The organism is Pantoea sp. OXWO6B1 (assembly GCF_001641135.1).
GTDB classification, from domain to species: Bacteria; Pseudomonadota; Gammaproteobacteria; order Enterobacterales; family Enterobacteriaceae; genus Pantoea; species Pantoea allii.
Genome location: NZ_LWLR01000001.1, coordinates 1,563,291 through 1,584,663 on the forward strand (window position 1 = coordinate 1,563,291; position 21,373 = coordinate 1,584,663).

Annotated in this window: 19 protein-coding genes, 2 tRNA genes and 3 rRNA genes; 12 read left to right on the forward strand and 12 right to left on the reverse strand. The window is 52.4% G+C overall.

Going from position 1 to position 21,373, the window contains the following annotated elements; genetic code table 11:
- Positions 1-2 precede the first annotated feature (2 nt).
- Genes A6A26_RS09385 through A6A26_RS09395 form a run of 3 tightly spaced genes read left to right on the forward strand, consistent with a single transcriptional unit; the run spans position 3 to position 2,053 of the window.
- Positions 3-392, forward strand: coding sequence for a VOC family protein (locus tag A6A26_RS09385; protein WP_063878488.1), 390 nt, complete (start codon positions 3-5; stop codon positions 390-392).
- A gap of 48 nt (positions 393-440) precedes the next feature.
- A complete protein-coding gene (tilS, locus tag A6A26_RS09390) occupies positions 441-1,745 on the forward strand; it encodes a tRNA lysidine(34) synthetase TilS (protein ID WP_063878489.1) in 1,305 nt (434 codons plus the stop codon).
- Positions 1,742-2,053, forward strand: coding sequence for a c-type cytochrome (locus A6A26_RS09395; protein WP_371559066.1), 312 nt, complete (start codon positions 1,742-1,744; stop codon positions 2,051-2,053). The genes tilS and A6A26_RS09395 overlap by 4 nt, the downstream gene beginning before the upstream one ends.
- 40 nt (positions 2,054-2,093) lie before the next feature.
- Here A6A26_RS09395 and rof read toward each other — a convergent pair whose 3' ends face one another.
- Together rof and A6A26_RS09405 are read right to left on the reverse strand one after the other, a co-directional pair.
- Positions 2,094-2,354: a Rho-binding antiterminator gene (gene rof / locus A6A26_RS09400; protein WP_063878490.1), complete on the reverse strand. Its 261-nt coding sequence runs from the start codon at positions 2,352-2,354 to the stop codon at positions 2,094-2,096.
- Positions 2,341-2,541 (reverse strand): YaeP family protein, encoded by a 201-nt coding sequence (locus A6A26_RS09405; RefSeq protein ID WP_063878491.1) that lies wholly within the window; start codon positions 2,539-2,541, stop codon positions 2,341-2,343. The genes rof and A6A26_RS09405 overlap by 14 nt, the downstream gene beginning before the upstream one ends.
- 217 nt (positions 2,542-2,758) lie before the next feature.
- Here A6A26_RS09405 and arfB point away from each other — a divergent pair, with 217 nt between their 5' ends.
- The gene (gene arfB / locus A6A26_RS09410) at positions 2,759-3,169 is read left to right on the forward strand and encodes an alternative ribosome rescue aminoacyl-tRNA hydrolase ArfB (protein ID WP_063878492.1); all 411 of its coding nucleotides are present in this window, start codon (positions 2,759-2,761) and stop codon (positions 3,167-3,169) included.
- 136 nt (positions 3,170-3,305) lie between these two features.
- On the opposite strand, the gene proS is transcribed toward arfB, so the two are convergent.
- The 6 genes from proS to metN form a co-directional block, all read right to left on the reverse strand.
- Positions 3,306-5,024 carry a proline--tRNA ligase gene (gene proS / locus A6A26_RS09415; RefSeq protein WP_063878493.1) on the reverse strand — a complete coding sequence of 573 codons (1,719 nt, stop codon included), beginning with the start codon at positions 5,022-5,024 and terminating at the stop codon, positions 3,306-3,308.
- A gap of 89 nt (positions 5,025-5,113) precedes the next feature.
- On the reverse strand, positions 5,114-5,818 hold the full coding sequence (tsaA, locus tag A6A26_RS09420) for a tRNA (N6-threonylcarbamoyladenosine(37)-N6)-methyltransferase TrmO (protein WP_063878494.1): 705 nt from the start codon (positions 5,816-5,818) through the stop codon (positions 5,114-5,116).
- On the reverse strand, positions 5,815-6,213 hold the full coding sequence (gene rcsF / locus A6A26_RS09425) for an Rcs stress response system protein RcsF (RefSeq protein ID WP_063878495.1): 399 nt from the start codon (positions 6,211-6,213) through the stop codon (positions 5,815-5,817). The genes tsaA and rcsF overlap by 4 nt, the downstream gene beginning before the upstream one ends.
- Before the next feature lie 126 nt (positions 6,214-6,339).
- Entirely contained in the window at positions 6,340-7,155 is an 816-nt protein-coding gene (locus A6A26_RS09430; protein ID WP_014592975.1) for a MetQ/NlpA family lipoprotein, read from the reverse strand.
- A gap of 29 nt (positions 7,156-7,184) precedes the next feature.
- A complete protein-coding gene (locus tag A6A26_RS09435; protein ID WP_013024713.1) occupies positions 7,185-7,838 on the reverse strand; it encodes a methionine ABC transporter permease MetI in 654 nt (217 codons plus the stop codon).
- Positions 7,831-8,862: a methionine ABC transporter ATP-binding protein MetN gene (gene metN / locus A6A26_RS09440; RefSeq protein ID WP_063878496.1), complete on the reverse strand. Its 1,032-nt coding sequence runs from the start codon at positions 8,860-8,862 to the stop codon at positions 7,831-7,833. The genes A6A26_RS09435 and metN overlap by 8 nt, the downstream gene beginning before the upstream one ends.
- Positions 8,863-9,050: 188 nt before the next feature.
- On the opposite strand from metN, the gene gmhB reads away from it, so the two are divergent.
- From gmhB to A6A26_RS09470, 6 genes are all read left to right on the forward strand, one after another.
- On the forward strand, positions 9,051-9,611 hold the full coding sequence (gene gmhB / locus A6A26_RS09445; protein WP_063878497.1) for a D-glycero-beta-D-manno-heptose 1,7-bisphosphate 7-phosphatase: 561 nt from the start codon (positions 9,051-9,053) through the stop codon (positions 9,609-9,611).
- Positions 9,612-10,017: 406 nt separating this feature from the next.
- Positions 10,018-11,557, forward strand: a 16S ribosomal RNA gene (locus A6A26_RS09450).
- Positions 11,558-11,647: 90 nt separating this feature from the next.
- Positions 11,648-11,722, forward strand: a tRNA-Glu gene (locus A6A26_RS09455).
- Positions 11,723-12,073: 351 nt separating this feature from the next.
- A 23S ribosomal RNA gene (locus A6A26_RS09460) occupies positions 12,074-14,980 on the forward strand.
- A gap of 226 nt (positions 14,981-15,206) precedes the next feature.
- Positions 15,207-15,322, forward strand: a 5S ribosomal RNA gene (gene rrf, locus A6A26_RS09465).
- The 16S, 23S and 5S rRNA genes sit together here with 2 tRNA genes alongside, the layout of an rRNA operon.
- A gap of 235 nt (positions 15,323-15,557) precedes the next feature.
- A tRNA-Asp gene (locus A6A26_RS09470) sits at positions 15,558-15,634 on the forward strand.
- Positions 15,635-15,765: 131 nt separating this feature from the next.
- Here the strand turns inward: A6A26_RS09470 and yafC are convergent.
- Complete coding sequence (yafC, locus tag A6A26_RS09475) at positions 15,766-16,704, reverse strand: DNA-binding transcriptional regulator YafC (RefSeq protein ID WP_063878498.1); 939 nt, start codon at positions 16,702-16,704, stop codon at positions 15,766-15,768.
- A 295-nt stretch (positions 16,705-16,999) separates the two neighbouring features.
- Between yafC and A6A26_RS09480 the strand changes: the two genes are divergently transcribed.
- The gene (locus A6A26_RS09480) at positions 17,000-17,791 is read left to right on the forward strand and encodes an endonuclease/exonuclease/phosphatase family protein (protein ID WP_063878499.1); all 792 of its coding nucleotides are present in this window, start codon (positions 17,000-17,002) and stop codon (positions 17,789-17,791) included.
- Between the two features lie 114 nt (positions 17,792-17,905).
- Here the strand turns inward: A6A26_RS09480 and mltD are convergent, their stop codons facing one another.
- Complete coding sequence (mltD, locus tag A6A26_RS09485) at positions 17,906-19,282, reverse strand: murein transglycosylase D (protein ID WP_063878500.1); 1,377 nt, start codon at positions 19,280-19,282, stop codon at positions 17,906-17,908.
- Between the two features lie 75 nt (positions 19,283-19,357).
- Positions 19,358-20,113 (reverse strand): hydroxyacylglutathione hydrolase, encoded by a 756-nt coding sequence (gene gloB, locus A6A26_RS09490; RefSeq protein WP_063878501.1) that lies wholly within the window; start codon positions 20,111-20,113, stop codon positions 19,358-19,360.
- Positions 20,114-20,154: 41 nt separating this feature from the next.
- On the opposite strand from gloB, the gene A6A26_RS09495 reads away from it, so the two are divergent.
- A complete protein-coding gene (locus A6A26_RS09495; protein ID WP_063878502.1) occupies positions 20,155-20,889 on the forward strand; it encodes a class I SAM-dependent methyltransferase in 735 nt (244 codons plus the stop codon).
- On the opposite strand, the gene rnhA is transcribed toward A6A26_RS09495, so the two are convergent.
- Entirely contained in the window at positions 20,874-21,341 is a 468-nt protein-coding gene (rnhA, locus tag A6A26_RS09500) for a ribonuclease HI (protein WP_063878503.1), read from the reverse strand. The two genes, A6A26_RS09495 and rnhA, sit on opposite strands and share 16 nt — an antisense overlap.
- Positions 21,342-21,373: the final 32 nt, after the last annotated feature.

Below are 21,373 nucleotides of genomic sequence, written 5' to 3' on the forward strand. Positions count from 1 at the left end.
ACATGCTGCAGCTAACGCACATCCATCACATCGCCATCATTGCGTCTGACTACCCGCGCAGTAAAGCTTTTTACTGCGACATTCTGGGCTTTGAATTGCAAAGCGAGCACTACCGTGAAGCGCGTGATTCCTGGAAAGGGGATCTGGCATTGAACGGACAGTATACGATTGAGCTGTTTTCTTTTCCGGCGCCGCCTGCCCGCGTTAGTCAACCGGAAGCCTGTGGCTTACGTCATCTGGCCTTCAGCGTACCGGATGTCGAGGCCGCGGCAGATTATCTGGCGAGCCAGGGCGTAACATGTGAACCGATTCGCATCGATGCGCTGACCGGTAAACCCTGTACGTTCTTTGCCGATCCGGATGGTTTGCCGCTGGAACTCTACCAAGCGTAAAATAGCGACTTTATGGCTACACCGCTAGCCGTCTCATGGATTGACATCATGTCTGATTTCGACGCACTGCTGAATGAGCGTGACGCGCTGGTCGTGGCCTTTAGCGGTGGCCTGGATTCGACCGTCCTGCTGCATCAGCTTCGGGCCTGGCAGCAACGTCATCCGTTATCCCGGCTACGTGCGCTGCATGTGCACCATGGCCTCAGCCGGAATGCCGATGACTGGGCGGCGCACTGCCTGAATGTGTGCGAACAGTGGCAGATCCCCTGTGACGTTCTGCGTGTGCAGATCGCGGAGAAGGGACAGGGCATCGAAGCGGCGGCGCGTCAGGCGCGTTATCAGGCACTGAGCCAGGCACTCCACGGGGATGAAAAGCTGCTGACTGCGCAGCATCTGGACGATCAGTGTGAAACGCTGCTCCTGGCGCTGAAGCGCGGCAGCGGCCCGGCGGGCCTGGCGGCCATGCCGATGCTGACCACGCTTGCCGGACATCCCTTATTAAGACCACTGCTACACCATTCCCGCCTGAGCCTGGAGCAGTATGCCGACGCGCACCAACTGACCTGGGTCGAGGATGAAAGTAATCAGGATCTGCGTTATGACCGCAACTTTTTACGTCAGCAGCTACTACCTGCGGTACTGAGCCGCTGGCCGCATTTTGCCGAGGCGACGGCACGCAGTGCCGCCTTGTGTGGTGAGCAGGAGCAACTCCTGGATGAATTGCTGGCCGGGCAACTCAGCGAGCTAATACAACCCGACGGTAGCCTGTGCTTTACGCCGTTACTGACCATGAGTGAGGCGAAAGGGAATGCCCTGTTGCGTCGCTGGCTGGCCAGACAGGGTGAGAAGATGCCCTCGCGGGAAGCATTACGCCGTATTCGTCAGGACGTCATGCGCTGCCGGGAGGATGCCCAGCCGCGGTTAACGTTAGGGAACCACGAGATCCGTCGCTATCGCCAGCAGCTTTACCGCTTGCCTCTCAGCGCGTCCTTAACCGACTGTGAAATGGCATGGCCTGACCTCAATCAGCCCCTGGTTTTACCGCAGAACCTGGGCGTACTCACGTCCGAAAAAAACGTGAGTACGCTTCGCTGTCCACAGCCGGAGGAGCAGGTATTCGTGCGGTTTTACGCAACAGGCTATGTTCATATTGTGAATCGCACAGGGGGACGTGACATAAAGAAAATCTGGCAGATGCTGAATATTCCCCCCTGGCAGCGTACGCGCATTCCATTAATTTATTTTAATCAGACACTGATTAGCGCACCCGGGCTGTTTGTCACCCGTGAGGGCGCAAGTCAGGATGCCCATGGCTGGCAAGTCAACTGGCAGAAAACGACGGGAGCGCCATGATGTTACAACGACTAGCAGCCTTGCTGCTGCTAACCGTCTTACCGGCCCACGCCGCAGGCGATGTGAAAGCGGGCGAACAACGTTCGGCCGCCTGCATGGCCTGCCACGGGGCACAGGGGAAAGCGACCGCGCCCCTTTATCCTAATCTGGCCGGGCAAAATGCCGCTTATCTTAATCATGCGTTACAGGCGTATAAAAAAGGGGAACGAAGCGGTGGTCAGGCTGAAGTGATGAAGGCGTTTGTCGCAGGCTTAAGTGATGACGATATGGCAAACTTAGCCGCGTACTACAGTGCGTTAAAACCTTGATGAGATGGGCGGGAGTGCATCCCGCCCGACGGGAAGTGAATTACTCTTCGCTGACAACAACGGTGCCAAGTTCAGGATGGCTAAAGCTGGCAATGTGGTCGAGACGTAGCTCGCGTGTTTCACCGGAAAGATCAATCGCCAGGTACTCAACGTTTTTACGTGAAAGAATATCCCTGGCCTTGGCCTTGAGCTGTTCGCCATCTTTCAACTCCAGCGTCAGCATCCAGTTTTTTTGGCAGGCGAGTTCCAGATTATCGTAGTCATCGCAATTGATGGGTTTATAAGCTTCATTCATCAACATAGTCGCTCACCAATAAGTTTGCGGCGGCATAGGCCGCCTGTTCCCTGAGAGAAGCATTTAGCGCAGCATTCGCGGCAATATCATCAAGCGCTTTTAAGGCGCAGCCTATCGCATCGGGTACATATCCCAGATCCCCGCTGCCGATTTCGGCATATTTTTGGCGAACTAACTCACAATATTTTTGCACAGGCACCTCCTCAGCAGAGCATAAATACCCTGGTTGATTAGCGACTATATCACAGGCATTTCCAGAAAATCAGCCAGGCAAAAGCAGGAACAACGCGCAAATCACTGCTAAAGTAGCTGGCTATGCAGTATCAGACGACTCAGGATAAAGCACGAAAGGTTAAGTTGATGAACAGCCCAGGACAAAAACACACGAATTGGACGCAGGCAGGTGGCAGATGATTATGCTGTCACGTAACGTGGAGCTGCCGGACAGTGAAATTGAGCTGACGGCCATTCGGGCGCAGGGTTCCGGCGGTCAGCATGTGAATAAAACCAGCACCGCCATTCATTTGCGTTTTGACATTGCCGCCTCGTCCTTGCCACCGTTCTATAAAGAGCGGCTGTTAAATGCCAGCCATCATTTAATTACGGGTGAGGGAACCGTCATCATTAAGGCGCAGGAATACCGTAGTCAGGAGATGAACCGGGAAGCGGCACTGCAGCGGCTGATCAACCTGATTCGTGAGCTTACCACGGTAGAGAAAGTCCGGCGGTCAACGCGGCCTACGCGCGCTTCGAAAGAGCGCAGGCTGGAAGGCAAGTCGCGTCGCAGTAGTACCAAAGCGCTGCGCGGCAAGGTGCAATAACGCTTAGACGCTTATGCGCGCGGGACTCAATAACCGCAATACGTGTCTGTGGGTTCTGAAAGCGTAAATAAGCGACAGAGCAGGGCGTTATTCAGCGGGGAATAAAAACGCCCCATGAAGGGGCGTTTTGAGGGTGTTACTTATTCAGTGCGTTAAGCAGGAACCCGACAATCTCATCCTGCTTGATCATCTGTTTCTCACCGGCACGACGGGCTTTATACTCAATCTCGTGGTTATCAAGATTGCGGTCGCCAATCACGATGGTGTGCGGTACGCCAATCAGTTCCATATCGGCAAACATCACACCCGGACGCTCTTTACGATCGTCCAGAATCACTTCTACGCCTTTGGCGCGCAGCGTGTTGTACAGCTCTTCTGCTAACTCTTTCACGCGGAACGATTTCTGCATGTTCATGGGCAGAATCGCCACCTCAAAAGGTGCCAGTGCTGCAGGCCAGATGATGCCGCGATCGTCATGGTTTTGCTCGATGGCCGCCGCAACGACACGGGTAATACCGATACCGTAACAGCCCATGGTCATGACCTGGTTACGACCATCCTCACCCTGAACAGAGGCTTTCATCGCTTCGGAGTACTTGGTGCCCAGCTGGAAAATATGGCCGACTTCGATACCGCGTTTAATCTGCAATGTGCCTTTGCCGTCCGGACTAAGGTCGCCTTCCACAACGTTGCGGATATCGGCCACCTGCGCCATAGGAAGATCGCGTTCCCAGTTGATGCCGAAATAATGTTTACCATCAATGTTGGCACCGGCGCTGAAATCGCTCATCTTCGCCACCGTACGGTCGGCAATAACCGGCATATTCAGCCCGACCGGGCCGAGCGAGCCTGGACCGGCACCGACCGCTGCGCGGATCTCGTCTTCTGTCGCGAACGTCAGGGGAGAAGCGACAAGCGGTGATTTTTCTGCCTTGATTTCATTCAGCTCGTGATCGCCGCGAACCAGTAACGCAACCAATGCGTGACCGCTTTCTTCTGCGCCCTTAACCATCAGGGTTTTCACGGTTTTCTCAATCGGCAGCTGGAACTGACTCACCAGTTCTGCGATGGTTTTGGCATTCGGCGTATCGATCTGGCGCATCTCTTCTGCAGGCGCAGGACGATCGCCAGCTGGCGCGACGGCTTCAGCCAGTTCAATGTTGGCAGCGAAGTCAGACTCCGTGGAGAAAATCACATCATCTTCACCACTTTGTGCCAGTACCTGGAATTCGTGAGACGCGCTTCCACCAATCGAACCGGTATCAGCCTGCACCGCGCGGAAATCCAGGCCCATACGGCTGAAAATCTGGCTGTAGGCGCGGTACATCGCGTCATAGGTTTCCTGCAGCGATTCCTGGGTCGTATGGAAAGAGTAGGCATCTTTCATGATGAATTCACGCGAACGCATCACGCCAAAGCGCGGGCGCACTTCATCACGGAATTTGGTCTGGATTTGATACAGATTCAGCGGCAGCTGCTTATATGAGCTCAGCTCATTGCGAATCAGATCGGTAATCACTTCTTCATGCGTCGGGCCGAGCACAAACGGACGCTCGTGGCGATCCGCAACACGCAGTAATTCTGGGCCGTACTGCTCCCAGCGCCCGCTCTCTTGCCACAGGTCTGCGGGTTGGACCACAGGCATTGAAATCTCAATGGCACCGGCGTTGTTCATTTCTTCACGAACGATGTTTTCGACTTTTTTTAATACGCGCAGACCGGTTGGCAGCCAGGTATATAAACCCGAAGCCAGTTTACGGATCATTCCGGCACGCAGCATCAGCTGATGGCTGATCACTTCCGCGTCAGAAGGTGTCTCTTTCTGAGTAGAGAGCAGATATTGAGTAGTACGCATTGATTACGATTCCAGTTGATCGGAAATTCACAGACAAAAATTTGCTGGCGGCTAGTGTACCAGTGAGATCACTGGCTAAAAAGCGGGTTTTAACGCGGATCGATAGCCACGACTTCTGTCCCTGCCTCATCAATGCGCCAGCGCACATTAAACTCCAGTAGCCAGGCGGCATATTCCCTGCCCTGGGTTTCACCTTTACGGTAAGCGGGCCGCGGATCCTGAGCGAGTACCTCGCTGATAAATCTCGCCAGATGGGGATAGCGGCCGTGTTGTTGCAGTTGCTGCTGGGCGTGCGGTGAAAACCGGACCGGCATGGTGCTTTCCGGCGCGGACTGGGCAAAACCTGCACGTGCCTGGGGCAGGGCTTCGGCAAAAGGCAGGTAGGGTTTGATATCGACAACCGGTGTACCGTCTACCAAATCCAGACTGCCCAACTGCAGAATGACCTGTTGTTTCTCGCAGCGAATGCCTTTGAGCTCAACCAGCGACATGCCAACAGGGTTGGGGCGAAAGGTGGATCGTGTGGCAAAAACGCCCATGCGGGCGTTACCGCCCAGGCGCGGCGGCCGCACAGTAGGACGCCAGCCACCGTCCATGGTCTGATGAAAAACAAACAGTATCCAGAGATGGCTGAAGTCTTCCAGGCCGCGCACCGCATCCGCCTGATTGTAAGGCGGCAAAAGATGCAGTTCGCCGCCGCCATCCTGAACCAGCCCCGGCTGGCGCGGCACGGCGAACTTCTCTTTCCATGGTGAACGGATCACGCCGATTTGCGCAAAGGCGAATTCACTCATTGACTGGTGACTTTCAGCGCCGATCCCTGACAAACAGCCTGACGGTAGCAGCCTGGCGTGCTGCTGACGATTTCACATTTATGCAGCAGCACAGCATTGGCTTTCATCTGTGACGCTTTGATTTGCATACGTTTACGTGCGGTAGCGATATTGGGGGGCGAACTCTGGTTGCTTACCTGGCAATCTTCAGCGGACACTTCGCCCAGATCGCGGAAGGGTTTGCTCACCAGATCGGCAGCGTCGGTATAAACCTTAACAGGCGCGGGTCGATACGTTGGCTTACGTGTCGGTTCGCTGGGTTGCTGCGGCTGAGAAGGTGCGCTGCTTATTGGGTGGTACTCTCGAACACACCCTGTCAGCATCAATGCTAACAAGCAGAGCGGTAAAAAACGCATGGCAACATCCTCAAGTTTCAAAAAGTGGCGTTATTGAAACAAGGACACGGATAAATAACAAGTCAGCAAAGCGCAATAACAGAAAGGGCGGCTAAAAGCCGCCCTGAGGGAAGATGTCAGACGGGATTACCAGCCTTTAACCGCGCCGCCGTTAAAGACTTTATTCGCGGCGTCCGCGACTTCGTCAGACTGATAAGCCTGAACGAATTTCTTCACGTTTTCCGCGTCTTTGTTGTCTTCACGCGCCACAATCAGGTTGACGTAAGGTGAGTCTTTGTCTTCAACAAAGATGCCATCTTTCGCCGGCGTCAGGCCAATCTGGCTGGCGTAAGTGGTATTGATCACCGCCAGCGCAATTTGCTGATCGTCCAGTGAACGTGGCAGCTGCGGTGCTTCCAGCTCAACAATTTTCAGGTGTTTTGGATTCTCAACGATATCCAGTGAGGTTGGCAGCAGGCCCACACCGTCTTTCAGCTTAATCAGGCCAACTTTCTGCAGCAGAAGCAGCGAGCGACCCAGGTTGGTTGGGTCATTAGGAATCGCCACCTGTGCGCCATCCTGCAGTTGATCAAGTGATTTGATTTTTTTCGAGTAGCCAGCAATCGGATAAACAAAAGAATTACCAACGGATACCAGCTTGTAACCGCGATCTTTGATTTGTTGATCCAGATACGGTTTGTGCTGGAAGGCGTTCACATCAATATCGCCTTTACTCAACGCTTCGTTAGGCAGCACGTAGTCGTTAAACGTGACCAGCTCAACATCCAGGCCATACTTGTCTTTAGCAACCTTGGCCGCAGCTTCTGCAACCTGCTGCTCTGCGCCTACGATCACACCCACTTTAATGTGGTTTGGATCTTTAGCTTTTTGATCGCATCCTGCCAGCGCAATCGCGCCAATTAATGCACCCACAGCGGCAATTTTTTTAAATTTGAAAGACATATCCTTTCCTTAAGAGTGATATTGCTTGCTTATTTATGGGACACAGCACGCACGATGCGGTCACCACAGAATTGTATGAGATACACCAAAACGACTAATAACACTAATACCGTATTCATCACCGTCGCGTTATATCCGATATAACCATATTGGTAGCCAATCTGTCCCAGGCCGCCCGCGCCTACTGCGCCGCCCATTGCAGAGTAGCCAACCAGCGTAATCAGCGTGATGGTGGCAGCATTGACCAGGCCAGGCAGCGCTTCAGGCAGCAGGACTTTACGGACGATTTGCATCGGCGTTGCGCCCATTGCGCGCGAGGCTTCAATCAATCCGGTCGGAAGTTCCAACAGCGCGTTTTCAACCATACGGGCAATAAACGGGGCTGCGCCCACAGTCAGCGGCACGATGGCGGCCTGCAGACCGATTGAGGTGCCGACAATAATGCGGGTAAACGGAATCATCCATACCAGCAGGATAATAAAAGGAATAGAGCGGAAGATGTTGACCAGCGCCGACAGCACCCGGTACAGGCCTTTGTTTTCAAGGATCTGCCCCGGACGGGTAACGTATAACAGTACGCCCACCGGTAAACCCAGCACGAAACCGAAAAAGCCAGAGACAAAGGTCATCATCAACGTTTCCCACACGCCGCGCCCCAGCAACGCAATCATCGCTTCAGACATAACCTAATACCTCTACTTTTACATGATGTTCTTGCAGCCACTGAATAGCGGCTTGTGTATCGCTTTCACTGCCGTGAATTTCCGCCAGCATGATGCCGAACTTCACACCGCCAGCGTAATCCATCTGCGCACTGATAATATTGTTATTGATATTAAAACGACGTGCGGCTTCAGACAGTAAAGGTGCATCAACGGACTGCCCGGTGAATTCCATACGCAGCAACGGCATGCTGTCAGGACCGGCTTCAGGCGACAGGCGCTGTTGATAATCGTCTGGAATATCCAGATGCAGTGTTGACTGGATGAACTGCTGTGCCAGCGGCGTTTTAGGATGCGAGAAGACTTCGCTCACGCTGTCCTTTTCGATTAGCTCACCTTGACTGATCACCGCGACCTGATCGCAGATGCGCTTTACGACATCCATCTCATGCGTAATCAACAGAATGGTCAGGCCGAGACGACGGTTAATATCTTTGAGCAATTCAAGAATCGAACGCGTGGTGGCTGGATCGAGCGCGCTGGTGGCTTCATCGCACAGCAGAACCTTGGGATTGCTCGCCAGCGCACGGGCAATGGCAACACGCTGTTTCTGACCACCGGAAAGATTGGCTGGCCAGGCGTCGTGCTTATCAGCCAGACCGACCAGGTCCAGCAGTTCAGCCACACGCTTTTTAATCTCGTCACGGGTGAGGTTGCCCAGCTCTAACGGCAGCGCAACGTTGCCAGATACTGTGCGGGAGTTCATCAGGTTAAAATGCTGAAAAATCATGCCAATCTGGCGACGCGCCTGGGTCAACTGCCGTTCACTCAGTGCCGTTAAATCCGCACCGTCAACCAGCACGCGGCCTGAGGTAGGGCGTTCAAGCAGATTAACGCAACGAATCAGCGTACTTTTTCCGGCACCGGATGCGCCGATGACGCCATAGATTTGTCCGGCAGGCACATGCAGGCTGACATTGGATAACGCCTGTATCGAACGCGAACCTTGCTGGAACACTTTGGTGATATTTTCTAATTTAATCATTACGTTATTTATTATCGTCTTGCATTGTCCGTGGTCTGGTGTGCTTCCATAGATGAAAGCATGCATAAGCTGGATGGATGGTAAGGCATCCAGACGTCTAAATCAATGGAAGTGATTCAATCTGACATTCTCCCTTTTATGGCAATCGTGCGATACTAAGCGGCAATTTTTATAGCAGGAGTTTTTACGTGACGAATCAAGTCCCGGCCATTTTTCTCGATCGCGATGGCACCCTCAATGTTGATCACGGCTATGTCCATGAAATCGATAATTTCCAGTTTATCGATGGCGTCATTGAAGCATTACAGCAGTTAAAGAAGATGGGCTTTGCGCTGGTGGTCGTAACCAACCAGTCCGGCATTGCACGCGGTATGTTTAGCGAAGATCAGTTTATGCGGCTCACCGAGTGGATGGACTGGTCTTTGGCCGATCGGGATATCGATCTTGATGGTATCTATTTCTGTCCGCATCTCCCCGATGCGACGATTGAAGAATTTCGCCAGCAGTGTGACTGCCGTAAACCTCAGCCAGGGATGTTGCTGTCAGCACAAAAGGAGCTGCACATCGATATGGCTGCTTCTTATATGGTAGGTGACAAACTGGAAGATATGCAGGCCGCTCAGGCCGCTGGCGTAGGTAAAAAAGTATTAGTGCGCAGCGGTAAGCCGGTTACGGCTGAAGGTGAGGCCCTGGCTGACTGGGTCATCGCGAGTCTTGCCGAGCTGCCTTCGCGCATTAAAAACGCGTAAAACAGCGCTTTTGTGCAAATTTCAGACGAACAGCAAAAAAGTTTAAATTTGCACTTGCGCTCTGTGAAAGCTTCCCTATAATGCGCCTCCACTGACACGGCACAACGGCTTACGGAATGCGGTGTTGAGAGGTTCAGGAAACTGAGCCGCCGGAGAAAAACTTCTGAAAAAGAGGTTGACTCTGAAGGAGAAAAGCGTAATATACGCCACCTCGCGACAGACGGTTAACCCGCTGTTCGCACTGCTCTTTAACAATTTATCAGACAATCTGTGTGGGCACTCGCAGGATTGATATCAGCGTCTCCGGACGTAAAAAATATCAAGTCTCACGAGTGAACACATAATGAAATTCATTATGACGTTTTACAGATGAGCACCGCTGAACTGGTTTCAGCAAATCAAACTTAAATTGAAGAGTTTGATCATGGCTCAGATTGAACGCTGGCGGCAGGCCTAACACATGCAAGTCGGACGGTAGCACAGAGAGCTTGCTCTCGGGTGACGAGTGGCGGACGGGTGAGTAATGTCTGGGGATCTGCCCGATAGAGGGGGATAACCACTGGAAACGGTGGCTAATACCGCATAACGTCGCAAGACCAAAGAGGGGGACCTTCGGGCCTCTCACTATCGGATGAACCCAGATGGGATTAGCTAGTAGGCGGGGTAACGGCCCACCTAGGCGACGATCCCTAGCTGGTCTGAGAGGATGACCAGCCACACTGGAACTGAGACACGGTCCAGACTCCTACGGGAGGCAGCAGTGGGGAATATTGCACAATGGGCGCAAGCCTGATGCAGCCATGCCGCGTGTATGAAGAAGGCCTTCGGGTTGTAAAGTACTTTCAGCGGGGAGGAAGGCATTGTGGTTAATAACCGCAGTGATTGACGTTACCCGCAGAAGAAGCACCGGCTAACTCCGTGCCAGCAGCCGCGGTAATACGGAGGGTGCAAGCGTTAATCGGAATTACTGGGCGTAAAGCGCACGCAGGCGGTCTGTTAAGTCAGATGTGAAATCCCCGGGCTTAACCTGGGAACTGCATTTGAAACTGGCAGGCTTGAGTCTCGTAGAGGGGGGTAGAATTCCAGGTGTAGCGGTGAAATGCGTAGAGATCTGGAGGAATACCGGTGGCGAAGGCGGCCCCCTGGACGAAGACTGACGCTCAGGTGCGAAAGCGTGGGGAGCAAACAGGATTAGATACCCTGGTAGTCCACGCCGTAAACGATGTCGACTTGGAGGTTGTTCCCTTGAGGAGTGGCTTCCGGAGCTAACGCGTTAAGTCGACCGCCTGGGGAGTACGGCCGCAAGGTTAAAACTCAAATGAATTGACGGGGGCCCGCACAAGCGGTGGAGCATGTGGTTTAATTCGATGCAACGCGAAGAACCTTACCTACTCTTGACATCCACGGAATTCGGCAGAGATGCCTTAGTGCCTTCGGGAACCGTGAGACAGGTGCTGCATGGCTGTCGTCAGCTCGTGTTGTGAAATGTTGGGTTAAGTCCCGCAACGAGCGCAACCCTTATCCTTTGTTGCCAGCGATTCGGTCGGGAACTCAAAGGAGACTGCCGGTGATAAACCGGAGGAAGGTGGGGATGACGTCAAGTCATCATGGCCCTTACGAGTAGGGCTACACACGTGCTACAATGGCGCATACAAAGAGAAGCGACCTCGCGAGAGCAAGCGGACCTCACAAAGTGCGTCGTAGTCCGGATCGGAGTCTGCAACTCGACTCCGTGAAGTCGGAATCGCTAGTAATCGTGGATCAGAATGCCACGGTGAATACGTTCCCGGGCCTTGTACACACCGCCCGTCACACCATGGGAGTGGGTTGCAAAAGAAGTAGGTAGCTTAACCTCCGGGAGGGCGCTTACCACTTTGTGATTCATGACTGGGGTGAAGTCGTAACAAGGTAACCGTAGGGGAACCTGCGGTTGGATCACCTCCTTACCTGAAGATACCTTCCCGCGAAGTGCTCACACAGATTGTCTGATAGAAAGATAAAGAAGCAAGACGGCTGCGAAGTCGAGACACGTCCGTGTCCCCTTCGTCTAGCGGTTAGGACTCCGCCCTTTCACGGCGGCAACAGGGGTTCGAATCCCCTAGGGGACGCCACTTGCTTGGTGACAGGTGAAAGGTGTTGCCCACATATCTTAAAGATGACTTACGAGTCGTGTTTAAGATTTTGCTCTTTAACAATCCGGAACAAGCTGAAAATTTGAAACGACGCATTGTCGTGTTCCTCCGTAATAAGGAACACAGCACAACGCGTTCGAGTCTCTCAAAAGCTTACAGCTTACAAGCTAACTGTTATGCAGTAGCGCGCGAGCAGTGAAGAAAGCAAGGCGCGTCGGCGCACAGCCAGCGGAGCGTACTGAAGTACGTGAGCATGGCGAGCACCGCGCAACGACGCATTCTTTACGCGCAGCCGTTACGGTATTACAGATAAACGCCTGTGGGTTGTGAGGTTAAGCGACTAAGCGTACACGGTGGATGCCCTGGCAGTCAGAGGCGATGAAGGGCGTGCTAATCTGCGATAAGCGCCGGTAAGGTGATATGAACCGCAATAACCGGCGATACCCGAATGGGGAAACCCAGTGTGACTCGTCACACTATCATGCAGTGAATACATAGCTGCATGAGGCGAACCGGGGGAACTGAAACATCTAAGTACCCCGAGGAAAAGAAATCAACCGAGATTCCCCCAGTAGCGGCGAGCGAACGGGGAGGAGCCCAGAACCATCATCAGCTTGTGCATCAGTGGAAGCGTCTGGAAAGTCGCAGGGTACAGGGTGATACTCCCGTACACAAAGGTGCACAGGCTGTGAGTTCGATGAGTAAGGCGGGACACGTGGTATCCTGTCTGAATATGGGGGGACCATCCTCCAAGGCTAAATACTCCTGACTGACCGATAGTGAACCAGTACCGTGAGGGAAAGGCGAAAAGAACCCCGGCGAGGGGAGTGAAACAGAACCTGAAACCGTGTACGTACAAGCAGTGGGAGCCTTCTTTATGGGGGTGACTGCGTACCTTTTGTATAATGGGTCAGCGACTTATATTCTGTAGCAAGGTTAACCGTATAGGGGAGCCGCAGGGAAACCGAGTCTTAACTGGGCGTTAAGTTGCAGGGTATAGACCCGAAACCCGGTGATCTAGCCATGGGCAGGTTGAAGGTTGGGTAACACTAACTGGAGGACCGAACCGACTAATGTTGAAAAATTAGCGGATGACCTGTGGCTGGGGGTGAAAGGCCAATCAAACCGGGAGATAGCTGGTTCTCCCCGAAAGCTATTTAGGTAGCGCCTCGTGAACTCATCTCCGGGGGTAGAGCACTGTTTCGGCTAGGGGGCCATCCCGGCTTACCAACCCGATGCAAACTGCGAATACCGGAGAATGTTATCACGGGAGACACACGGCGGGTGCTAACGTCCGTCGTGAAGAGGGAAACAACCCAGACCGCCAGCTAAGGTCCCAAAGTCATGGTTAAGTGGGAAACGATGTGGGAAGGCACAGACAGCCAGGATGTTGGCTTAGAAGCAGCCATCATTTAAAGAAAGCGTAATAGCTCACTGGTCGAGTCGGCCTGCGCGGAAGATGTAACGGGGCTAAACCATGCACCGAAGCTGCGGCAGCGACACTATGTGTTGTTGGGTAGGGGAGCGTTCTGTAAGCCGTTGAAGGTGTGCTGTGAGGCATGCTGGAGGTATCAGAAGTGCGAATGCTGACATAAGTAACGATAAACAAGGTGAAAAACCTTGTCGCCGGAAGACCAAGGGTTCCTGTTCAACGTTAATCGGAGCAGGGTGAGTCGACCCCTAAGGCGAGGCCGAAAGGCGTAGTCGATGGGAAACAGGTTAATATTCCTGTACTTGGTGTTACTGCGAAGGGGGGACGGAGAAGGCTATATCAGCCGGGCGACGGTTGTCCCGGTTTAAGCGTGTAGGTGTGTGTTCCAGGCAAATCCGGTTCACTTTACACTGAGGCGTGACGACGAGGCACTACGGTGCTGAAGTGATAAATGCCCTGCTTCCAGGAAAAGCCTCTAAGCATCAGGTAACACAAAATCGTACCCCAAACCGACACAGGTGGTCAGGTAGAGAATACCAAGGCGCTTGAGAGAACTCGGGTGAAGGAACTAGGCAAAATGGTGCCGTAACTTCGGGAGAAGGCACGCTGGCGCGTAGGTGAAGGGACCTGCTCCCCGAGCCGAAGCCAGTCGAAGATACCAGCTGGCTGCAACTGTTTATTAAAAACACAGCACTGTGCAAACACGAAAGTGGACGTATACGGTGTGACGCCTGCCCGGTGCCGGAAGGTTAATTGATGGGGTTAAGCGCAAGCTGAAGCTCTTGATCGAAGCCCCGGTAAACGGCGGCCGTAACTATAACGGTCCTAAGGTAGCGAAATTCCTTGTCGGGTAAGTTCCGACCTGCACGAATGGCGTAATGATGGCCAGGCTGTCTCCACCCGAGACTCAGTGAAATTGAAATCGCTGTGAAGATGCAGTGTACCCGCGGCAAGACGGAAAGACCCCGTGAACCTTTACTACAGCTTGACACTGAACACTGAGCCTTGATGTGTAGGATAGGTGGGAGGCTTTGAAGCGTGGACGCCAGTCTGCGTGGAGCCAACCTTGAAATACCACCCTTTAATGTTTGATGTTCTAACGTAGGCCCGTGATCCGGGCTGCGGACAGTGTCTGGTGGGTAGTTTGACTGGGGCGGTCTCCTCCTAAAGAGTAACGGAGGAGCACGAAGGTTGGCTAATCCTGGTCGGACATCAGGAGGTTAGTGCAATGGCATAAGCCAGCTTGACTGCGAGAGTGACGGCTCGAGCAGGTGCGAAAGCAGGTCATAGTGATCCGGTGGTTCTGAATGGAAGGGCCATCGCTCAACGGATAAAAGGTACTCCGGGGATAACAGGCTGATACCGCCCAAGAGTTCATATCGACGGCGGTGTTTGGCACCTCGATGTCGGCTCATCACATCCTGGGGCTGAAGTAGGTCCCAAGGGTACGGCTGTTCGCCGTTTAAAGTGGTACGCGAGCTGGGTTTAGAACGTCGTGAGACAGTTCGGTCCCTATCTGCCGTGGGCGCTGGAGAATTGAGGGGGGTTGCTCCTAGTACGAGAGGACCGGAGTGAACGCACCGCTGGTGTCCGGGTTGTCACGCCAGTGGCACTGCCCGGTAGCTAAGTGCGGAAAAGATAAGTGCTGAAAGCATCTAAGCACGAAACTTGCCCCGAGATGAGTTCTCCCTGACCCTTTAAGGGTCCTGAAGGGACGTTGAAGACGACGACGTTGATAGGCCGGGTGTGTAAGCGCAGCGATGCGTTGAGCTTACCGGTACTAATGACCCGTGAGGCTTAACCTTACAACGCCAGAGGCGTTTTGGTTGAGAGACGATTAAATTTTCAGCATTGTTTACCGGAAAAGCATTTAGTTCTGTTCTGCGGACGAGAGTCCGAAGGATTTTGCGCTGAAGCAGGGCGGCGTGTAAGACGATGTGAAGGAGCATACTGAAGTATGTGACTGAGCAGCGCGCGCACAGCCAACGCAGCAGCAGCGTAAAAGACGCAGGACAGAGCACAAAGAATTTGCCTGGCGGCTGTAGCGCGGTGGTCCCACCTGACCCCATGCCGAACTCAGAAGTGAAACGCCGTAGCGCCGATGGTAGTGTGGGGTCTCCCCATGCGAGAGTAGGGAACTGCCAGGCATCAAATTGAAAACCTGCACGTTACTTCGGGCAGTTCTCTACTCAAAGAGAGTAGGACAAAAGCGAATGCTTTTGAACGCTGCAGAGCAGCGGCCCGAAGGGTGAATCACCGCGTGATTCATCAACTGCCAGGCATCAAATTAAGACCAGTACGCTGGTCGTGACCTTACCGGTGACGCGGAAGGGCGAAACACCTGATATCAGAACGTTTTTCTGACGTCAGTACAGAATCGGTGGAGCGGTAGTTCAGTTGGTTAGAATACCTGCCTGTCACGCAGGGGGTCGCGGGTTCGAGCCCCGTCCGTTCCGCCACTTAATTGGAAAGCCCTGACTTAACGGTCAGGGCTTTTTCCATTTCTGCGCGGAAATTTTCAGTAGTGTTCTCCGCAGTTGCAGGCTCTACGTCAGCAGGCACTTAAAACACTCAGGCCGACGTAGCTCTGTCAGGACTTTAAAGAGAGCTGATGCAGCAACTGTGTCTGCACATGCCAGGGCTGCTTCACCACCCACTCACTTAGAAAATCAATGAAAGCGCGAACACGCTGGGTGACGCCAAGATCGCTGTAATATACGGCGTTAAACGGCATCTCTACCGGCAGCCGCTGCTCGGACATGATTTCCACCAGACTTCCTTCTTCTATTTCTTTATGCACCATGTAATCAGAAAGACAGGCGATACCATTGCCGTCAAGGCACAACTGCTTGATCGTTTCCCCGCTGTTAGAATCAAGCTCTGAACGAATGCCATAGAGCTCACCACCTTCACAGGCTACGGGCCAACGGTTAAGACGAGGCGCATCAATAAAACCAAGACACTGATGGTTATCCAGATCGGCCGCGCGTTGAGGGATGCCGTATTTTTCCAGATAGTCAGGTGACGCAATGAGACGGCGATAGCTGATAAAGAGCAACCGTGCTCTAAGGCCTGAATCCGTTAAGCTTCCTGCGCGGATCGCCACATCAACTTTACGCTCGATAAGGTTAATAAAGTTTTCAGAAGAAATAAGCGAAAGGTCTATTTCCGGATAGCGTTCCCGAAAGGACTTTATCATCGGCAGAAGCAGATGCAGTATGACCGGCGTTGCAGCATCTATACGCAATAACCCCTTCGGCATCTCACGGCTTTCTATTAACTCATTTTCCGCAGCGGTCATGACCTGAAGGAAATTTTGAACCTGATGAAAATAGCGTTCCCCTTCCTGAGTTAACGCCAGATTCCGGGTGGTACGTGTAAGCAAAGCCAGGCCTAATTTGTTTTCCAGCTTTTTTATCGTACGACTCACGGCTGAATTGGCCATCTGTAACGTCTCAGCGGCCCGACTAAAGCTTCCACTTTCAACGACGCTCACAAATACTTTCAGTTCTTCAGACGATGCCTTCATGGTTTCTCTTCACGTGAAATAGCCTGTAAGACCAACATGACTGTTATTAAAGCACAGCCTCTACCGGAGCCCTTGGCGTAGAAGGCTTTTTCATTATATCGAGGTATCACCAGTCTGCCATTTTACAGCGGATGAGAGAACGGAGAAGATGTTGACGCGGCCATCAGGTGCCGGTTATCACGGAAATAAAACGGGGTAGGGTGAGAACAATCGGCAGCATCCATTGAAACTGCGTACTAAAATCCCTATAACAGATAAGTCACACGAATTTTTGAATGATTAGCCAGGCGGGAAAGTGCGCAAAAAAACCTATGCGATGAGATATGTAGCCGGACAGCCAGCGGAAAGGATCTTTCCCCCGGGTGCAATGTTTCATCTCGGTCAGGCATTGCCTCCTGGCGCACCGCTCCCTGCCGATCCCAATCTTAAAGTGCTGGTATGGAATATCTTCAAACAGCAGCGTGCCGACTGGATGTCTGTACTGGAAGGATTCGGCAAAGATGCGCATCTCGTTTTACTACAGGAAGCGCAGACGACGCCTGAGCTTATCCGCTTTGCCACCAGTAATTATCTGGCGGCCGATCAGGTCCCTGCTTTCGTGTTGCCTCAGCATCCCTCAGGCGTTATGACGCTGGCTTCTGCTCACCCAGTCTACTGTTGTCCTTTGCGCGAACGAGAGCCGCTGCTAAGGCTCTCTAAATCGGCACTTGTTACCGCCTATCCGTTACCTACCGGCGAAACGCTAATGGTAGTAAATATTCACGCCGTAAACTTTAGTCTGGGCGTGGACGTTTACAGCAAACAACTGGGCCCCATTGGGGAACAGATCATCCATCACCGTGGGCCGGTGATCATGGCCGGCGATTTCAACGCCTGGAGTCGCCAGCGAATCAATGCCCTTTACCGTTTTGCTCACCAGATGCAACTGGAAGAGGTGATGTTTACTGCCGATCATCGACGTAAAGCCTTTGGCCGACCGTTAGATTTCGTGTTCTATCGCGACATGCGCGTCAGCGAAGCCTCTGTGCTGGTCACGCGCGCATCCGATCATAATCCTTTACTGGTCGAGTTTAACGCCAAAAGGTAAAGATGATGGCGGGAGTCTTTCTGTCAGGGGGAAGGCGGAAAAGCGCGAGGTCAGGCAGATTGCGGCAGAATCGAATAAGAAAAAAGGCTGACAAATGTCAGCCTTTTCAATGTATCAGGTATCTGGCGTTGCGTTATTCTTCACGAACAACGTTAACTCATCGCCAGGCTGAATATCTTTCGCGTTACTCACAACACTGTTCCAGCGCATCACGTCTTTAATGTTTACGCCGTGACGACGGGCGATACTGTCAAGAGAATCACCTTTACGAACGCGATAGGTGATGCTGTTGCCATTATCCGCCAGGCTGGTGCCATTCGATCCGACAGTCAGTACCTGACCTGGACGAATACTGGCACTGCGCAGATTGTTTTGCTGCTTCAGTGTTGCAACACTGACGCCTAACTTATTCGCAATTCCCGACAGGGTATCGCCATTTCGCACTTTGTAACCGCCATCGCCACTGGCTTTCGCCAGTTGGGTCGGCTGTACTGCGGAGATATCACCGGAAGCCAGTGAATCACGCAATTGTGCGACGTTAGACTTCGGCACCATAATGTAATGTGGCCCATTTGGTGCTGTCGCGCCGCCTTTGTATCCGGTATTAAAGCTCTTTAATTTATTGAGCGGCATACCAGCCATTTCTGCGGCCTGCGTCAGTTTAATCTGCTGGCCTACTTCAACACGTGCTAATGCGCGGTTTTCATTAGGCGTCGGCAGTTTAATTCCGTAACGCTTGTTGTTCTTGAGAAGTTCGCTCAAGGCCAACATTTTCGGGACATAAACCGTGGTTTCACGTGGAAGCGAAAGATGCCAGAAGTCGGTGGGCTTGCCGCGCGCCTTGTTCTGTTTAATCGCTTTTAGCACACGTCCTTCACCACTGTTATAAGCAGCAACTGTCAGAAGCCAGTCACCGCCGAACATGGTGTTGAGACGCTGCATCATATCCAGCGCAACCTTGGTTGAGGCGACAACGTCGCGACGACCATCGTAATAACGGTTCTGTTTTAAACCATAGTTTCGACCCGTACTTCCCACAATCTGCCAGATGCCAGCGGCATTTGCAGACGAGGTTGCATGAGGATCAAAAGCGCTCTCCACTATGGGTAGCAGTACCAGTTCCATCGGCATCTTACGTTTCTTAATCTGCTCGACTATCCAGTACATGTACGGCTCTGCCCGTAATGTTACATCGTGGAGATAGCTCTTATTTTTTAAAAATTTTAATTTTTGTTCGCGGATTCGCGGGTTTTCCGGAATCCCCATCTTCAACTCGTCACTAATGAAACTCCAGAGATCACTATCTTCTGCGAGGCCAGTTCCATCTTCCTGCCATCGCGGCGATAAAAGTCGATCACCGTATTTTCCATTTTCACTTTGACCAGCTGAAGACAGACTCTGTGCATGCTGTTCGGGGATATTGGCGTCATTCCGTGATGCCTGACATCCTACCAGCAAGACCGAGGCGAGTAATATCGCTTTAGCCTTCATATGTGTGTCAATAGTTCGTTCGCTTAAAAGACGAGCAACTATACGTGACGGTGCTTCACAACACAACCTGAAAAATCAAAAACGATCTTTCTTCTCGCGTAGAACGGCAAATGTCTGCCATACCGGCCCAACCTCTGAATCAAGGTCTAAAGCACGTTGTAAATCAGGATCTTGCGTTCTGAGAAATAAATTTATCACGCGCTCGTGGGCCAGTTTTGTAGGTAAAGTAATACGCTTTTCGGCCCGTAAGTCCTTAATTTTGTGGTATTCAGCCGTTATTTGCGGGTCGTGGGGTAAAATTGCAGCAGCAAACTTCAGATTGGATAAAGTATACTCATGTGCGCAGCACACCAGAGTCTCTCCTGGAAGCTTATTAAGCTTTTGAAAAGATTCATACATTTGTTCTGGCGTACCTTCGAATAACCTTCCACAGCCGCCTGAAAACATCGTGTCCCCACAAAAAAGATAAGGCGAACTGTAATATGAGATATGTCCTAAAGTGTGCCCCGGGGTGGCGATGACCTCGAAGGACAGACCCAAAACGTCAAACTTATCCCCTTCACTGACAAGGTTTTTTGCGCCTTTGTCCGCCGTTTCCTGTGGACCGTAAACCACAATGTCGGGAAAGTGTTCACACAAGGTTTTAACGCCGCCGACGTGGTCATTATGGTGATGGGTTAACAGAATGGCTTCGGGCTGCCAGCCGTTCGCGTGAATCTTCTCCAGCACCGGCTGGGCTTCACCGGGATCAACAATCAGGCATTTTCCCTTGTCATCTGTTAACGTCCAGATGTAGTTATCTTGTAATGCAGGAATACTGGTAAGATTCATAAAACCCTCTCGCTGGCCGTAAAAAAGGAAAATGGTAAAGCATGAAGTCCGCTAAAACACGCCAAATCCTGAACGCGCCACTCTCATGGCGCGACATGCCATGGGGAGTCTACTTCCGCGATGCACTGACACAGCAACTTCAGCCTTACCTTGGAAAGCTGTACGGCTTTCATATGCTTAAGCTTGGCAACCTCAGCGCAGAAATCAACACGGAAAATTGCGCTATTTCACATCAGGTCAGTGTTGGCACTGAGGGAGAACAGTTACAGGTACTGGCCAATCCCGCACAACTGCCGTTTGAGTCAAAATCGGTTGATGCCTGCTTACTGGCACATACGTTGTCATGGAGTCAGGACCCCCATCGGATATTACGGGAAGTCGATCGTGTGCTAATCGATGATGGCTGGATGATCATCAGCGGCTTCAATCCGTTCAGTTTGCTGGGGATCAGTAAGATGGTGCCGGGCATTCATCGTAAAGCGCCCTGGAGCAGCCGCATGTTTAGTCAGATGCGTTTACTGGACTGGCTGGGCCTGCTGAATTACGAAGTGGTTTTCCGCACGCGTTTCCAGGTGTTGCCCTGGCATCGACAGGGGGGGAAAATGATAAGCGCTCATTTACCCGCGTTAGGTTGCCTGAACATTGTCGTGGCGCGTAAACGAAGTTTTCCGCTCACGCCCACGAAGGCGCGGATGAGTCTGAGCAAAAGGCAATTACCCCAGACCGTCAATGCGACGCGCCAGTTTCGACAGGCTAACGATCAGGATTCGGGCTGATAGCCAATATCATCAAAGGTCGGATTGTTAGCCGCACTGCGCGCCAGTTCATCACAGCGTTCATTTTCGGGATGGCCCGCATGGCCTTTAACCCATTCCCACTGAATCGTATGAGTGCTGAGCGCAGTATCAAGCCGTTGCCATAAATCGACGTTTTTAACGGGCTTCTTTTCGGCGGTTTTCCAGCCACGCTTTTTCCAGTTATGTATCCATTGCGTAATGCCCTGGCGCACATACTGACTGTCGGTACTCAACACCACATCACAGGGCTGTTTCAGGGCTTCCAGTGAAACAATGGCCGCCATCAACTCCATACGATTGTTGGTCGTCAGGCGATAACCCGCACTGAAGGTTTTTTCATGCTCTCCGTAACGCAAAATTGCGCCATAACCACCCGGACCTGGGTTGCCGAGACAAGATCCATCGGTGAAAATCTCTACCTGTTTACGCATCTCTGGTAGACTTCCTTCTGACAAAACGCCAA

Coding starts and splice junctions, on each gene's coding strand:
- A6A26_RS09385 (WP_063878488.1), top strand. CDS start 3: ATGCTGCAGCTAACGCACATCCATCACATCGCCATCATTGCGTCTGAC.
- tilS (WP_063878489.1), top strand. CDS start 441: ATGTCTGATTTCGACGCACTGCTGAATGAGCGTGACGCGCTGGTCGTG.
- A6A26_RS09395 (WP_371559066.1), top strand. CDS start 1,742: ATGATGTTACAACGACTAGCAGCCTTGCTGCTGCTAACCGTCTTACCG.
- rof (WP_063878490.1), bottom strand. CDS start 2,354: ATGTTGATGAATGAAGCTTATAAACCCATCAATTGCGATGACTACGAT.
- arfB (WP_063878492.1), top strand. CDS start 2,759: ATGATTATGCTGTCACGTAACGTGGAGCTGCCGGACAGTGAAATTGAG.
- proS (WP_063878493.1), bottom strand. CDS start 5,024: ATGCGTACTACTCAATATCTGCTCTCTACTCAGAAAGAGACACCTTCT.
- tsaA (WP_063878494.1), bottom strand. CDS start 5,818: ATGAGTGAATTCGCCTTTGCGCAAATCGGCGTGATCCGTTCACCATGG.
- rcsF (WP_063878495.1), bottom strand. CDS start 6,213: ATGCGTTTTTTACCGCTCTGCTTGTTAGCATTGATGCTGACAGGGTGT.
- A6A26_RS09430 (WP_014592975.1), bottom strand. CDS start 7,155: ATGTCTTTCAAATTTAAAAAAATTGCCGCTGTGGGTGCATTAATTGGC.
- A6A26_RS09435 (WP_013024713.1), bottom strand. CDS start 7,838: ATGTCTGAAGCGATGATTGCGTTGCTGGGGCGCGGCGTGTGGGAAACG.
- metN (WP_063878496.1), bottom strand. CDS start 8,862: ATGATTAAATTAGAAAATATCACCAAAGTGTTCCAGCAAGGTTCGCGT.
- yafC (WP_063878498.1), bottom strand. CDS start 16,704: ATGAAGGCATCGTCTGAAGAACTGAAAGTATTTGTGAGCGTCGTTGAA.
- mltD (WP_063878500.1), bottom strand. CDS start 19,282: ATGAAGGCTAAAGCGATATTACTCGCCTCGGTCTTGCTGGTAGGATGT.
- gloB (WP_063878501.1), bottom strand. CDS start 20,113: ATGAATCTTACCAGTATTCCTGCATTACAAGATAACTACATCTGGACG.
- A6A26_RS09495 (WP_063878502.1), top strand. CDS start 20,155: ATGAAGTCCGCTAAAACACGCCAAATCCTGAACGCGCCACTCTCATGG.
- rnhA (WP_063878503.1), bottom strand. CDS start 21,341: ATGCGTAAACAGGTAGAGATTTTCACCGATGGATCTTGTCTCGGCAAC.